The organism is Actinokineospora baliensis, assembly GCF_016907695.1.
Taxonomy (GTDB): Bacteria; Actinomycetota; Actinomycetes; order Mycobacteriales; family Pseudonocardiaceae; genus Actinokineospora; species Actinokineospora baliensis.
Genome location: NZ_JAFBCK010000001.1, coordinates 4,677,675 through 4,692,574 on the forward strand (window position 1 = coordinate 4,677,675; position 14,900 = coordinate 4,692,574).

Annotated in this window: 11 protein-coding genes; 2 read left to right on the plus strand and 9 right to left on the minus strand. The window is 67.5% G+C overall.

What is annotated here, in order from left to right; all coding sequences use genetic code 11:
• Positions 1 to 79: 79 nt before the first annotated feature.
• The 8 genes from JOD54_RS21425 to JOD54_RS21460 all read right to left on the minus strand — a co-directional run bounded on the left by JOD54_RS21425 (position 80) and on the right by JOD54_RS21460 (position 12,782).
• Positions 80 to 2,191, minus strand: a complete 2,112-nt coding sequence (locus JOD54_RS21425; protein WP_204452456.1) for a tetratricopeptide repeat protein — start codon at positions 2,189 to 2,191, stop codon at positions 80 to 82.
• A 241-nt stretch (positions 2,192 to 2,432) separates the two neighbouring features.
• Positions 2,433 to 4,385 (minus strand): NACHT domain-containing protein, encoded by a 1,953-nt coding sequence (locus JOD54_RS21430; protein ID WP_204452458.1) that lies wholly within the window; start codon positions 4,383 to 4,385, stop codon positions 2,433 to 2,435.
• 171 nt (positions 4,386 to 4,556) lie between these two features.
• On the minus strand, positions 4,557 to 7,652 hold the full coding sequence (ileS, locus tag JOD54_RS21435) for an isoleucine--tRNA ligase (protein WP_372440327.1): 3,096 nt from the start codon (positions 7,650 to 7,652) through the stop codon (positions 4,557 to 4,559).
• Between the two features lie 143 nt (positions 7,653 to 7,795).
• Positions 7,796 to 8,497: a class I SAM-dependent methyltransferase gene (locus JOD54_RS21440; RefSeq protein ID WP_204452463.1), complete on the minus strand. Its 702-nt coding sequence runs from the start codon at positions 8,495 to 8,497 to the stop codon at positions 7,796 to 7,798.
• A 107-nt stretch (positions 8,498 to 8,604) separates the two neighbouring features.
• Entirely contained in the window at positions 8,605 to 9,522 is a 918-nt protein-coding gene (locus JOD54_RS21445; RefSeq protein ID WP_204452466.1) for a nitroreductase family protein, read from the minus strand.
• Positions 9,523 to 9,689: 167 nt separating this feature from the next.
• Positions 9,690 to 10,778, minus strand: a complete 1,089-nt coding sequence (locus tag JOD54_RS21450) for a SagB/ThcOx family dehydrogenase (protein WP_204452469.1) — start codon at positions 10,776 to 10,778, stop codon at positions 9,690 to 9,692.
• An 86-nt stretch (positions 10,779 to 10,864) separates the two neighbouring features.
• Positions 10,865 to 11,023 (minus strand): hypothetical protein, encoded by a 159-nt coding sequence (locus tag JOD54_RS21455; protein ID WP_204452471.1) that lies wholly within the window; start codon positions 11,021 to 11,023, stop codon positions 10,865 to 10,867.
• A gap of 352 nt (positions 11,024 to 11,375) precedes the next feature.
• Positions 11,376 to 12,782 (minus strand): DHA2 family efflux MFS transporter permease subunit, encoded by a 1,407-nt coding sequence (locus JOD54_RS21460; protein WP_239573459.1) that lies wholly within the window; start codon positions 12,780 to 12,782, stop codon positions 11,376 to 11,378.
• Between the two features lie 88 nt (positions 12,783 to 12,870).
• Between JOD54_RS21460 and JOD54_RS21465 the strand changes: the two genes are divergently transcribed.
• Both JOD54_RS21465 and JOD54_RS36045 read left to right on the plus strand, forming a co-directional pair.
• A complete protein-coding gene (locus tag JOD54_RS21465) occupies positions 12,871 to 13,374 on the plus strand; it encodes a MarR family winged helix-turn-helix transcriptional regulator (RefSeq protein ID WP_204452474.1) in 504 nt (167 codons plus the stop codon).
• 19 nt (positions 13,375 to 13,393) lie between these two features.
• Positions 13,394 to 13,765 (plus strand): helix-turn-helix domain-containing protein, encoded by a 372-nt coding sequence (locus JOD54_RS36045; RefSeq protein ID WP_372440413.1) that lies wholly within the window; start codon positions 13,394 to 13,396, stop codon positions 13,763 to 13,765.
• Positions 13,766 to 13,767: 2 nt separating this feature from the next.
• Here JOD54_RS36045 and JOD54_RS21470 read toward each other — a convergent pair whose 3' ends face one another.
• Positions 13,768 to 14,271, minus strand: coding sequence for an RICIN domain-containing protein (locus JOD54_RS21470; protein ID WP_204452476.1), 504 nt, complete (start codon positions 14,269 to 14,271; stop codon positions 13,768 to 13,770).
• Positions 14,272 to 14,900: the final 629 nt, after the last annotated feature.

The window sequence follows — 14,900 nt, forward strand, 5'->3', positions numbered from 1 at the left end:
GCGCGAGCCCCCGAAGAACGTTGCATGACGTCCGTGCCGATACCTTACGGGCAACGTCTCCCACTGGCATGCGGTCCGGTCAGCCCGACAGCCGCGCCAGCACCTCGTTCGCGTGTGGATCGCCGAGCGACTCGTAGAGGCCGGCTGCCATTCGCCACCGCGCCAGGGCTTCTTCCCGACGGCCCGCCCCGTTCAGGGCGTCACCGAGCAGCTCGTGGGAGATCGCCTGGCCGTGCCAGTAGTCGGTGGCGACGAGTAGGTCCAAGCCCTGTTCGGCGCACTCGATGGCCTGGTGGAAGTCCCGCATCGCCAAGTGGACTCGGCCGACGTCGTTGAGGGCTTGGCCGATGTTGCGGCTGTCCTCGTGCTCGCGTCGGATGTGCAGCGCCCGCCGCGATTCAGCGAGGGCTGTGTCCAACTCGCCGTTGCCCAGGTGCGCCTTCGTCAGGCCCGCGAGAGCCGTCGCCTCACCCCATGTGTCGCCGTCGGCCCTGTGCATCGCCAGCGCCTGCTCGAACATAGCGATGGCCTCGGCGTGCCGCCCGAGCTGGTGGTGGGTGGCCGCGGTGTCGCGCAGGGCCCACGCGACACCCCACCGGGTGCCGTCCGCGCGCCATAACTCGAGGGCCTGCTCCACGTGCCCAAGCGCGCGCTCGGGATCGCGCAACTCGCGCTCGGCGATGGCCACACTGGTGAGCAGCCACGCCTGGGCGGCGATCTCCCCGCAGGCACGCGCTGACACCAGGCCTGCCTCGTGCGTGGCCAACCAGTCCGCGTGCGGCCTGCGGACGAGCAGGATGCCGAACATCAGCACCGCCAACCGCCACACCTGCTGGTGGTCGCCAAGTGCCGCGGCTTGGCGGATCCCGGCTGTCAGGTTGGGCAGCTCCAGGTCGCTCCAGGCGAGGGCCGCCGCGCGGTCGGGGAAGTCGGGCACCGGGGTCTCCGTCTGCGCGAGTTCCACCGGTATCTGGGAGAAGAAGGGGATGATCTCGTGCACGGCGGCCCTGGTGGCGTGGGTGTACCAGGTCATCAGGCGCGATAGAGCGGCGCTGCGCTCGTCGGCGGGCTCGTCGATCTCCGCGCGTTCGGCGGCGTGCAGTCTCAGCAGGTCGTGCAGCTGGTAGCGCTGGTTGTCCTTCTCGGTGAGCAGGTGCACGGAGGTCAGCTCGGCCAGCACGCGGCGAGTCTGCCCGGCACCGAGACCGAGGAGCGCCGCCGCGGTGAGCAGGCCGATGTCCTGACCCGCGAAGAGACCGAGGAGGCGGTACGCGCGAGCTGCCGCGGCCGGGAGCGCCCCGTAGGACAGTGCGAAGACGGCGCGCACGGCCGAAGACTCGTCGCCGGGAGTCGCCAGCACGTCGAGGCGTTCGCGCTCGTCGGCCAGCTCAGCCACCAGATCGGATACCCGCGCCCCCGGTCTGGTGACGAGCTGCTCCGCCGCGATGTGCAATGCCAAGGGCAGGTAGCCGCAATAGCCGGCGAGCTGGTCGACGGCCCCTGGTTCCGCTACCGCGCGGTCACCGATCACCCGGCGTAGGAGGCTTGTCGCGTGCTCGTGTGACAACACGTCCAGTGGCATACAGTGCGCCCCATTTCGCACGACGAGTCCGCCCAGCTGGCTACGGCTGGTGATCACGACCCTACAGTTCGGGCTCCCCGGCAACAGCGGTCGCACCTGTTCCACCGAGGAGGCGTTGTCCAAGAAGACGAGCACTCGCCGCTCGTGCAACAAGGAGCGGTAGAGACCGGACATGGCGTCCACGGTCGTCGGTATCCGGTCGTCGGCGACGTTGAGCGCGCGGAGCATCGCGCTCAATGCCGCCCCGGCGCTGACAACCCGGTCCGGGTGGTAGCCGTGCAGGTCGACGAACAGGTCCCCGTCGGGGAACCGGTCACGCACCTGGTGCGCCCAGTGCGTGACCAGCGAGGTCTTGCCGACGCCGCCTACCCCGGCGATCACCTGGACCAGCGGCGCCCGCTGTGCGGACGGCCGCAGCCAGGCGCTCAGCCGGGACAGGTGCGCTTCCTGGTTGATGAACCCGGGCACATCAGGTGGCAATTGCCTCGGCGCGGGGAATGTGGTGGAAGCGACGGCATGGAAATGGAAGTCGCCGTGCACCTCGCCTATCTGTACCGCGTTGTTGGTGACACCGGAAATGGTGTAGCTCAACCCGGATTCGCTGTCCACCGTCCGTCCACTCCCGAGACTTCGCGTTGGCCAACGGTAGCGGAAGTCAGAGCGGGCCTACCACCTTCCGCGTGAGGGAGGGATCGACACGACCCAGTCGGACCGCGCCCGTTCGCAGCAATGCCTGCGAACTGTTCCGATGCGGTCAGCGGGATTCGGTCTGGTCGGGTCGAACAATGCCTGGATCCTCCCGTGACCGGTATTTGTCACGACAAGCCGAGTGTGGTCCACCCCTCGGGGTTCACCCGCTGTGCTGGAGGTAGACCTGCAACTCGGCGTGCCGGAACTGGTACACGAGGCCTGCCTGTCGCAGCACTTGTTTGTCCAGGGCCGACCGGAGAGTCGGTGTGAACCGGTAGGGCCGTGCGGGACCCCCGAAGGATGGACGCGCCACGACCAGTAACCAGGCGGGTCCCAGGCCGGATACCCAGCCGCCGGTGAAGCCCATGCTCACGCCCCACACGAGCCCGGAGGCCACCGAGTCGTCGAACAGGCCGAGCGGGGCGCACATCGCGCCCGCGGCGACGGCGCCGACCGCGGCGGCGACCAACGTGCGGCGACGGTCGGCGCGGAACGCGTTGTGCGGGGTCACGCTGGGTGAGTCGGTCAGGTCCCTGGTCGCCGAGCCGAGCAGGCCGCCGGACACGCCCTGCCCGTATCCGGCGCCGAGCAGTCCCATCACCACGAACATGCCCGCGATCCCCGCCATCGCCCACCAGTTCCCGCTGGACACCACTGCCGCTGTGCCGAACAGGAGGCCGCCCAGCAGCCAGACCCCGGTGGTGTGCAGAAGGTCCGCGGGGGAAGGACCGGCCCAGACCAGGGTCGCGGGCGCCCGGTGCACCGCGCGCGGGACAATTCGGTCGGTGACCAGGTAGGCGACACCGACGGGAACAGCGACCAGCCCCCACGGTTCCGGCCATCCGAACTCGGCCGATCCCACCAACATGACGGCCAGGACCGGCACGGTGACCAGCAGCGCGCTCTTCAGCCGCAACGACTCCACTTCCACCTCGTGGGGAATCCGCCACCAGGCGATGTCGCGCTTGGCGCCCAAGCGCCGGGCGAGCCAGGTCAGGGTCGCCCGTTCCCGGGCATACCGGGCGGTCTTGCGGGCTCTGCGGAACCTGCCGGTGATACCTTCCGTCGAGTAGGCGCGGTCCAGGAACAGACCCATCAGCCTGGTGGTGATCTTCGCGGGCGTGTCCAGGTCGTCGCGCACCAGATCGAGCGGCTTCTCCTGCCTGCTCCCCGCGTGTGGGAAGGCGTGCCGCACAAGGTTGATCGTCAGCGGTGTGCGCAACGCCTTCGCCAAGGCGCTGTCGGGGTTCGCGGTCAGGTAGTCGGCCAGTTCGCGCCACGCGGGCCTGTCCTGCCCGGTCTGTCTGTGCAGCAGGAACTCGACCGCGGTCGGCACGTCCACAGGGTTCAACCGGACCACATCAGGCTGCTCGAAACGCACAATGTCCTTGTTGCCACCGCGTTTGCCGGGCCTGGTGCTCAGCACGACCCGGGTGCCGCCGTGGGTGGCCCGATTGACCTGGGCGGCCGCTTTGGCACGCAGCGCAGGCGGCATCTCGTCCAGACCGTCGAGGAACAGGGCGATCCGCCCACGCCGGACCAGGAGTTCCGCCATTCGCCGAGTGAGGCCGTCCCGGCGGCGCAGTCCCGGTAGTCTGAGGAGTTCCCGCACCGCGTACGCGGCCAGGTCCAGGCTTTCGGGGTCCCAATCGCTCATGGTCAGCCACAGCGGGACCTGAGCACGGGGGTCCCCTTTGTCAGCCCGCTCGTCGAGTGCCTTCTTGTACAGCAGGTGCATCGCACTCGACTTGCCTGCCCCGGCCTCGCCCACCAAGATCAGCAGCCGTAGGCCCTCCCGGACAAAGAGGTCCTCGTGCAACCGCGTGATCACGGGTTCGGACAGCAGCGGCCGCTCGTCCTCCACCGACAACTCGTCGTTCCGGCTCCACGACACCCGCACCGGCGCTTCCGGGTGGATCTCCCAGGTGTGGCTGGTCCTCTGCCACAGGTCGGCCGACAGGCCCGCCACGATGTCCAGTACCGCGTCCACCTGGTCCCGGGGGCGCGCAGCCGCGACCACCGTCACCGACTCGATGGTCCCGGCCTGGACCACGTTCCCGCTGATGTTCCCGGCCACAACCTTGTTGTGTGTTGAAGACCCCGGATCGTCCACGCACCACTCCACCCAACAGAACCGACTCCACCATGCCCATCGGTCCGCGTCCGCGTTCCGCTACGCGCGGTCCCAACCACCGACAGCCAACTGGGCCGATGCCTAACAGGGTGAGGAGTTGTCCGGGAGCCCGGAAGTACTCGCCGGGTGTTCTGCGTCGATGGCGTCCCGCTAGCTCGCTGCGCGCCTGAGTTGGATGTGAAGTCCTAGGGCGTCGTCGCGGTGGCTGGAGAAGCCTTCGGCGTCCGAGTCATTGAGACCGTGTTTCAGCATCGTTGCGAGGACGGCCTCGGCGATCTCGGTTTGGTGTTCAAGTACGGCCTCGTGGATGTCGTTGTCCGCGGTCCAGTGCAGTTCGATGCGGTCGACGACCTCCAGTCCGGCTTGTTTGCGGGCGTCCTGGATGAAGCGGATGACCTCGCGGGCGTTGCCCGCGCGCTTGAGTTCGGGGGTGATCTCGGTGTCCAGGGCGATACTGATGTCACCGTCGATCTGGACGACCCAACCGGTGCGGGGGATCTCGGTGATCAGCACGTCGTCGGGGGTGATGTCGATGGGGGAGCCGTCGAACTCGACCTGTGTCCGGCCGGTGGCGCGGAGCGCGGCGACGAGCGCCGTTGGGTCGGCGGCGGCGACGATGTTGGCGACTTGCTGGGTTTGCTTGCCGAATCGTTTGCCGAGTGCGCGGAAGTTCGGCTTGAGGGTCACGTCCACGACCTCACCTGCTGAGGCGAGTGGCTCGAATGCGCGGATGTTGAGCTCGTCGGCGACGTCGGCGAGGAGGTCGGCGGGCAAGGTGGTGCCTTCGGGCAGGCCGATCAGGGCACGGCCCAGCGGTTGCCGGATGCGGATGTCGCTTGCCTTGCGGGCGGCCCGACCTGCCTCGGTGAGCGAGCGGGCGATCTGCATCTGGGCGATCAGATCGCCGTCGATGAGGCGAGCGTCCGACTGCGGCCACGCGGCGAGGTGCACGGACTCGGGTGCGTTCTCGATACCGAGGGCGATGACCTCGCGCCAGACCTGTTCGGCGATGAACGGGGTGAAGGGCGCCATGAGCCGGGTGACGATGTCGAGGCATTCGTGCAGGGTGGCCAGGGCGTTGATGTCGCCCTTCCAGAAGCGGGCACGGGACCGGCGAACGTACCAGTTGGACAGGTCGTCGATGAACGCGTTGATCGCGCGCCCGGCGCCTGCGGTGTCGAACGCTTCCATGGCGGTGTCGACTGTGGCGGCGAGGCGGTGGACGCTGGCCAGAGCCCACCGGTCGAGCACGTGGCGTTCGGCGACCGGGGCGGCGGTTTCCGGTGCCCAGTCGGCGATGCTGGCGTAGACGGTGAAGAACGAGACGGTGTTCCAGTAGGTCAGCAGGACCTTGCGGATGATCTCCTCGAGCGGGCTGTCACCGATTCGGCGAGGAGACCACGGGGATCCCGAGCAGAGCATGAACCAGCGCACCGCGTCGGCGCCGTGCTTGTCCATCAGCGGGATGGGTTCGAGGATGTTGCCCAGGTGCTTGGACATCTTGCGGCCGTCTTCGGCCATGATGTGCCCAAGGCATACGACGTTCTCGTAGGAGGACTTGTCGAACACCAGCGTGCCCACGGCCATGAGGGTGTAGAACCAGCCACGGGTCTGGTCGATCGCCTCGGCTATGTACTGGGCGGGGTAGCTGCGAGCGAACTCCTCCTCGCTGCCGGGCAGGTGTGGGTAGCCGAGTTGCGCGAAGGGCATCGACCCCGAGTCGAACCAGGCGTCGATGACCTCCGGCACGCGGGTGGCGGTCTCGCCGGTTTCGACGTCGGTGAAGGTGATGTCGTCGATGAACGGGCGGTGCGGATCCACTTCGGACAGATCCCGGCCGCACAGCTTGCCCAGTTCGGCGCGGGATCCGACTGGGATGATCTTCCCGCTCGGGGTGCGCCACAGCGGAAGTGGTGTTCCCCAGTACCGCGACCGCGATAGCGCCCAGTCGATGTTGTTGTTCAGCCAGTCGCCATAACGGCCGTGCTTGATGTGGTCCGGATACCAGTTGGTGTTCTCGTTCTCCCGCAGCAACGCGTCGCCAACCGCGGTGGTGCGGATGTACCAGGACAACTGCGCGTAGTACATCAGTGGGGTGTGGCAACGCCAGCAGTGCGGGTACGGGTGCTCGTAGGTGCTGTATTTGAACAGCAGGTCCCGCCTGGTCAGGTCTTCTATGAGGGTCTTGTCGGCGGCTTTGAAGAACACCCCGCCCACTATGGGAACCTCGTCGAGGAAATGTCCGTTGGTCCCGATCGGGTTGACTACTGGCAGGCCGTTGGCCTTGCAAATGGCGAGGTCGTCGGCGCCGAACGCAGGGGCTTGGTGGACCAGGCCGGTGCCGTCGGTTGTGGTCACGTAGTCGGCGAGTACGACGTAGTGCGCGTCGGGTATGTCGACCAGGTCGAACGGGCGCTGGTAGCGGACCCCGGCGAGGTCCGCGCCGGTAATCTCGGCCACTATCTCGGCATCCTCGCCGAGTACAGCCGCACGCAGCGGGGCGGCGATGACGAACACGCCAGATTTGGCCCGCGCCACCTGGTAGGTGACCTCGGGGTGTACGGCGACCGCGGTGTTGGACACCAGGGTCCACGGGGTGGTGGTCCAGATCAGCAGGTCGACGCCACTGTGTCCGGCGATCTCACCGAGGACGGGGAATCGGACGTAAGCCGACGGGTCGGCCACCGTTTCGTAGCCTTGGGCGACCTCGTGGTCGGACAGGCCGGTGCCACAGCGCGGGCAGTACGGGGCGACCCGGTAGTCCTCGGACAGCAGGCCCTTGTCGAAGATCTCCTTGAGCGCCCACCACACGCTGTCGACGTACTCCGGGCTCATCGTGCGGTACGGGTCTGACATGTCGACCCAATAGCCCATGCGCTCGGTCAGCTGTTCGAACTCGTGCACGTGCCGCTGAACAGACTCCCGGCAACGCGCGTTGAACTCCGCGACACCGATCTTCTCGATATCCGGCTTACCGCTGATACCCAGCTCTTTTTCCACGGCCAGTTCGACCGGGAGTCCGTGGCAGTCCCAGCCCGCGCGGCGGGGCACGTGGAAGCCTTTCATGGTCTTGAACCTGGGCATCACGTCCTTGAACACCCGGGCCTCGATGTGGTGCGTGCCAGGCATCCCGTTCGCGGTCGGCGGCCCCTCGTAGAACGTCCAGCGCGGTCCGTCAACGGTCTGCGCGAGACTTCGAGCGAACAAGTCGTTGTCGTTCCACCACTCGATAATTCGCCGCTCCACCGCCGGAAGATCGACCTTCGCGGACACAGTGTGAAACGGCGTCTTCGGAGACAACGTCAACTCCCTGTTCAGGACAGGCGACCAGGCGACACGAACTGTGCCGCTGACCGGCAGGTTTCTGCATAATGGCTGGTGATCGAGGCTCACGCCTGGTCGCCAGCCGATATGGTACCGGTCTCAACTCGTGGCCTTCGATCAGGCGGCGCCGGTGCCTGGGAATCGACTGGCAGGAGCGTTCCGAGGTACGCCACCGTCTGGAACGTGAGCCATACTTTTCCGTGGTCGTGGGAGTAGGCGTGGATGTCGTCAGCGAGCGCTTGCGCACGCCGTGGGTGACCACGTGGTGCGTACCCAGAGGACCAGGCGAACCCCAGCAGCCTGTCGAGGTCGTAGGGATGCCGATGGACACGTCTGAATTCATGTATCGGGCCGCCGAGGAACCTGGGCACAACCTCACGTTCGATGTCCTCGGGAAAAGGCCCGAGTCGCGGACCGAGGTGACGGTTCCACAGCCGATCCCACCGACGACCTGCCTCGTCCAGCACCACCCGGTGGTTCCACATCAGCAGGACCAGCCCTCCCGAGCGCAACACCCGCTGCCACTCGACTCGGGTGGGCACAGGGTCGAACCACTCGGCGCAGGACCCGGCCACAATCAGGTCAGCGCAGTCATCGACCAGACCGGTTCGCTCGGCCGTCCCCGCCTGGAACGTAATGCCTGAGGACGCGGTGGTGTCGACAGCGATCGCCAGCATGGCCGGATCCGGCTCGACCCCGATGACCCTCTCCGCGATGGCCGCGAGCTGTCTCGTGGACAATCCCGTACCGCAGCCGATATCGGCCATGACCTGGGTGGCAGTCGTCAGGTGTCGAGCCGCGAAGGCCGAGATGCCGCTGGCGTATGCGGGCCGAGCCGAGTGGTAGTGCTCGGCCCGCTCAGCAGCCGACCTCATCAGCGCCCGAACGCGGCCATGTAGAGCGGGGCGAGTTCGCCGTCATCGACACCCAGCAGGTCGCAGAAGCGGGCGTCGTCGATGGCCGGTGTCTGAAAAGTGCGAAGCCCCAAACCGGTACTCACGGTGAGCGCGGTCTGCATGAACGCACCTGCCTCCATGTATGCCCAGCGGTATGCCCGCGACATGCGGTACTTCCACATGAACTGGGTCCAGTGCACGCAGATCACCAGGACCATTGGGGCCCCGTCGGCGTAGTCCTGCTGCCACAGCAGCTCCGACCAGGCGTGGATCGGCGCCGAAGAGCGGTGCACGAGCGACTTGCCGATCGGATCGAACTGGTATGCGGCGAAGTCGCTGCGGACTTCAACGGGCGCGCCCTTGCCTGCGAACAGCGCGAAAGCGACGAACGGGGCTCCGCGGCTGTAGGTCTGCGCGGTGTGGAACATGGGGTCGTCTGTCGGCCAGTGGGGTGCGAACGACCAGTTCAACACGGTTGCCACGTCGGCAAGATCCACGGAGGTGCCGCGGAAATCGCGTGCGGTTCGACGACGCACCTGGATGGTGCGAAGCTCCTCGGAGAGTGGTTTCACCTCGAGAAGCGGCACCCGTTCGCCCTCGGGCACGGGGAACCGGGCCGGTGGTGGTGTCGCGGGGTCGAGCCTGCGGTCGACGAAGTAGCGGGTCATCACCTTCGGATCGCCGGTGTAGTCGTGGACCCACATCGCATCGTGCGTGGCCAGGTGAAAGTCCAAGCCATCCGACCAGGCGACGTCGAGCCACCGGTCCTCCGCCGAGGACAGGTCGTCGGGCTCATCCCGGTACAACCCGTAGCCGCGTAGGCCCCGCAACAGTTCGGCCGCCTCAGGCAGTTTGATGCTCATCAGGGTCGCGAGGCGTTGGGCCTCGTCCTCCACCTGTGATTCGGCTGGTGCCGTGGCCAGGGTCGCAGCCAAGGCCGCGGACGACGTGACGAACGATTCGCGGCGGCTGCCCTCTCCCCAAGTGACCTCGAACGTGCGGGAGTCCTCGTGGTGTGGTCGGACGCAGAGGGTGCGCGCGAGGAAGATCCTGCTGGCGGTCATCAGCGGACTCCGCCGTGGCCCAGGCCCAGCGCGTACACAGGTCCTTCCGCGCAGTCGTCGTCAATCGCCAGGATCTGCCGCAGTGCTTGGTCGTTGATCGAGGGGCAGTGGTAGACGGTCAACCCGTGTTCGATCATCGCCAGGTTGATCGCTTGCACGATGTGCCCGACTTCCAGCATCAACATCCGGTACGAGCGGTCGTAGCGGTACTTCCACGAGTGCCGCAGCCACCTGCACGTCAGCACCACAACCGCTCCCGCGGTGAGGATGCCGCCCTTCCCGAAACAAGCCACGTCGATCCGCTCGGCGTCACCGTAGTCGCTCGTGCTCACCAGCCCGCCCGTCAGCGGATCGAAGTAGTACACGCCGACCGGGAGGTCATCGAGCCCCTTCGACACCACGTACGCCTCAAACGGGTGACGCGCACCCCCCGACGGATAGCTGCGGAGGTGATGGTCGCCCAGCATCCCCCCGACGGTGCGTTGCACCCCGAAGGCTTGACGCAACGCGGGCATGAACTCCTGCCCGCGCACCTGTGCACCCTCGAACCGATTGATCGGCTCGGCGACGGCGAGAACATCGTCAAGCGATGGCCGTCGCGTCAGCGGATCGGTGAACGCCTCGCACACGCGAGAACCTGCTCGCGGGACAGTTGCGGGCGGCTGCTCACCTGCGGATTCGACATCATCGACCATCTGCGAGAAGTACTCCTCGTAGCTGACCCCGTCGACCTCGTCCGGGATGAACCGGAGCCCATACGTCGCAAGGTGAAAGTCAGCCGCGTCGCGCCAACCGAACCGACCCCACTCGGCGATCCGCCGCTGCTCCCGAGCATGACTGCCCACGGGCACAAGGACCTTCGCCTCGATCATGCTCCGCACGAACGTGCGACCAGCCTCCAGATCCATACCCGCGGCACTGGCCACGCCATCGACCAGAACCGCTTCCCCCGCGGGCGAAACACCCAACAGCCAAGCGATCAAAGGCTGAGCACCCGCGCCACCCACCGCGAAATGGCCACGCTCATCACCCGACCCCGCGTGGAGAACAACCCGACCTTCCTGATCGAGCCGCGTGATCTTGAACAACGGAGAAAGGGCATACGTTGTCACGATCGTCCTTCGGGCGAGGCGGCGCTGTGGGGAACACCGCTGACGTTCCCCGCAGCGCCCGGTCAGTTGTTGGCCTGAATCCACACCGGGCTCGACTGCGCCGTGCGGACGATCGACACGGTGCCCGCCCCCACCTGCGCCGACCACTCAAAGTCCTGGCGAACAACAGAATCTGCAGGCGCGACGGCCGTGTCAACCTCGCCATCGACCATGTTCTGCACCAAGCTCACCCCCTTTCGCCCAGATCTGCGAAGGATGATCACCGCAACGAGTGAACCTACCGACACTCGGACAACAACGCCCGCACCGTCTCCGTCCTTCACTCAGACGGTGCAGCGGCACCAAGAACAGCCAATCCGCTTACGCGATCACGACAATCGGCAACCGGGCGACCACCGCGGGCGCGAGACCCACGCTGACACGCGATGACCACTGCTCCAGTGCTTCTTTCCTTCAAGCATGACGCCGATGCGCGTCATGCCGCCTTTCCTTCCCGGTGCCCTGCGGCCGCCCGAGTCTATGGGATGGACCAACGATACCGAGCATTGTGTTGGCTATCCAACGATTAGGCGATCACCGCGCCGCGGCGCGCTGCTCGCGGGTCAGCCAGACCGCTGAGGCCAGGGCCACCAGTGAGGCGCCGGTCAGCCAGCAGAAGGTCTCGCGGAAGGCGGCCGGGTCCGTGGCGCCGTCGGACAGGATCACCACGAACAGGGCGCTGCCCAGCGCGCCGCCGACCCGGGACAGGATGTTGACCTGGGCGCTGGCGTCGGGCAGTTGCCGCTGTTCGACGCTGGCCAGCGCGGAGGACACCCCCGGCGACCCCGCCAGCGCCATCCCGATCCCGCGCAGCACCTGCAGCGCCTCGACCAGCACGAGGTCGGGCTGGGCGGGCAGCAGCGCCATCGCCATGGTGGTCGCCACCGTGAGCACGAGCCCCACCACGGCGACCACGCCGCCACCGAAGCGGTCGGCGAGCCAGCCAGCCGCCGGGAAGGTCGCCGCCGCGCCGATGCTGAAGGCCATCAGCAGCAGGCCCACGTCCACGATGTCCGCGCCGAGCTGGAGTTGGAAGTACAGCGGCATCACGACCAGGCCGCCGAAGAGCGACGCGCCCGCGAAGAACACCTCCGCCGAGGCCGCGGTGAACTGGCGGTTGGCTACTAGCCGCAGGTCCATCAGCGGCTCCTCGCTGCGCAGCGAGCGCCACCCGAACGTCCCCAGCGCCACCAGACCGATGACCAGCGGGATCCACGCCCGCGGCCCGCTCGACGAGCCGGAGATCTCGGTGAGGGCGTAGACGGTCATCGGCAGGCCGATGACCACCAGGCCGAGCGCGACCAGGTCGAGCCGCCCGGCCTGGTCGCGCTCGCCGCGGGGCAGGTGGCGCAGCGCCAGCAGCAGCCCCAGCAGGCCGATCGGCAGGTTGATCAGGAACAGCCAGTGCCAGGACAGGTTCGCGATGAGCACCGCGCCGAGCACCGGCCCGAAGGCGGGCGCCAGGATCGAGGGCACGCTGGAGATGGCGATGACCCGCCCCATCCGGCGCTTGCCCGCGACCTGACCCAAGATGGTCATCCCGGCCGGGATCAGCAGCCCGCCCGCCACGCCTTGGACCACCCGGCCCACGACCAGCCAGATGATGTCCGGCGCGACCGCGCAGAGCCCGGAGGCGACGGTGAACCCGGCCAGCGCCCACAGCCACAGCCTGCCCGCGCCGATCCGCTTGCTCAGCCAGCCGCACGCGGGCAGCGCCGCGGCCAGCGCGAGCAGGTAGCCGCTGTTGACCCACTGCGCTGTCGACAGCGGCGCGTCGAGCCGGGTGCCGATGGTGTCGAGCCCGACGTTGACAAGCGAGGTGTCCAGGCCCGCCATCAGCGAGCCGAACGCGAGCAGGAACGCGGTGCGCCACACCGACGCGGGCACGGCGCCGCTGTCGTCGTGGTCCCGGGCGGTCTCGCCCTTCGTCGTGGTCGCCATGTCTTCCCTTGTCCGCCCCGACCATTGGGCTTCCAACGGTACTCTCTCGGTGTTGGATGTCCAACGCAGCCCGGCTACACTCGGCGGTATGGACGAACCGCTGCTCCAACCGGACGTCGACCCCCCGGTGCGCCTGTGGCGGCTGACCTCGTGGCTGCTGCACCAGGCGACCGCCAGGGCCAACCGGCTGGTGGTCGGGCACTTCGGCAGACCGGGCGGGCGGATGCGCTACGCCATCCTGGCCGGGCTCGACCAGTTCGGGTCGTTGAGCCAGGCCGACCTGAGCCGCCGCCTCGGCATCGACCGCGGCGACGCGGTCGCAGGCCTCAACGACCTCGAACGCGAGGGTCTGGCCAAGCGGGTGCCCGACCCCGCCGACTCCCGGCGCAACCTCGTGCACATCACCCCGACAGGCCGGGAGATGCTCCTCGAGTTCGACGTCCTGGTCGACGCGGCGCAAGGCGAACTGCTGCGCGATCTGGCCCCGGCCGAGCGGGCGCAACTCAACTCACTGCTGCGCAGACTGGTGGAACGACCCGCCACCGCGCCCACCCGCACCGGCGCCGCGCCGCGAAAATCGACCCGGACCTGAGGGGGCGGCACCTGGCGCTCTGGCACGCCACGACGCTGCTGCGGGAGCACCGGGGGAGCAGTTGGTCATGACCAAGCGCGGCTGGACCGAGCACGACTGGGCACGGTGGCAGGACCGCCTGCGCGAACAGGGTTTGCTCGACGCCGCAGGCGCGCTTACCCCGGCTGGCACCGAGTTGCGCGTCGAAGTCGAGAGGGACCCGCGGCTGGGCTTTAAGCCGCACCCGGTAGTCGGTGAGTCTACGCGCGACGAACCATTGCTAGAGCAGCCGCCGCATCCGGGTGCGGATTCTGAGCGCTGGGGCGTGCGTGGGGCGCGCCCCAGCGCTCAGGTTCGACCGCGACAGTGTCGACATCGTCTGTCAGACAAGCGATGTCGACCGTCAGGGTGAGGTCAGGACAGGTCCCAGCGCTGGCTCGTAACGCCGCTGCAGGTGAACACGCCCACGGTGGTGCCGTTGGCGTACGACGCGACGTCGATGCACACCGAGAAGCCGCTGCCGTAGCTGTAGATCTGCTGGCCGTTCACACCGCCGAAGACCCACTGCTGGCTGCTCACGCTGCTGCAGGGGTAGAGCCCCACGGGCGTGCCCGGCGCGTACGAGCCGAGGTCGAGGCACTTGGTGTTGCCGGAACCGGTGACGAAGATGCGACCGTCAAGGGAGTCCCAGTGGAACTGCTGGCTGGAAACACCACTGCACCCGTTGAGACCCACGATCGTGCCCGAGGCGTAGGACGTCATGTCCACGCACTTGGTGTAGCCACTACCCACGCTGCTGAGGTCACCCGACTTGTAGACCGTGACCCCGGCGGGCGACGCGGAGGCGGGCATCCCGGCGGCGAGCAGCACCGAGGCAAGCCCAAGACCAGACGCGACCGTGCGCGAGAACTTCTTCATTCGAACTCCCCAGTCCGGCCCGACACACGCGGGCTCGTGTCGACCGTAGCGCCTTCCCCCCGGCCCGTAACTACTCCGACCGGATGGACACCCGCATCCGCCAAGCCGGGCCCCGGACACACCGGCTTCCCCGTGAAGTGGACGTGCTAGCTGAAGTCCAAGGACTCAACGACGCAGGCGTGGACGTCATGTTGGTCTGGAAGCTGGCACGCCACTGGGCCGGTGAAGACGACCCCGAGGTAGGGGAAAGCCGCCAGCGGAATCGAAATGGCCTGGTTGACATCGGACGAGTCCATTGTAGATGAATTCTGTGTAGAGGATCCTCCGTCTAGCCATTGTCCACGTCCTGGGGGTTACTCGCGCAACACCGACCTCGTCCGCCAACGCCTCGACGGCGTTAGCGGCGGCTAGCCGAAGCTTGGATTTTCATTCCTCGTCGCTTGTCCGTGATCATGGCTGTGCACACTGTCCCGTGGTGAGTCGGGTGGTTCAAGACTTGGGTGGTGAAGGCGTCGGGGGAGTACCGGGCTGCTGGGCATGAGGACGATAGGGCATTGGCGCCGGTGCAGCGAATGCCTGCCGGAGGCGGCGGGCAAGGCTCGGGTGGTGAAAGCGCACCCGGCCCCGGC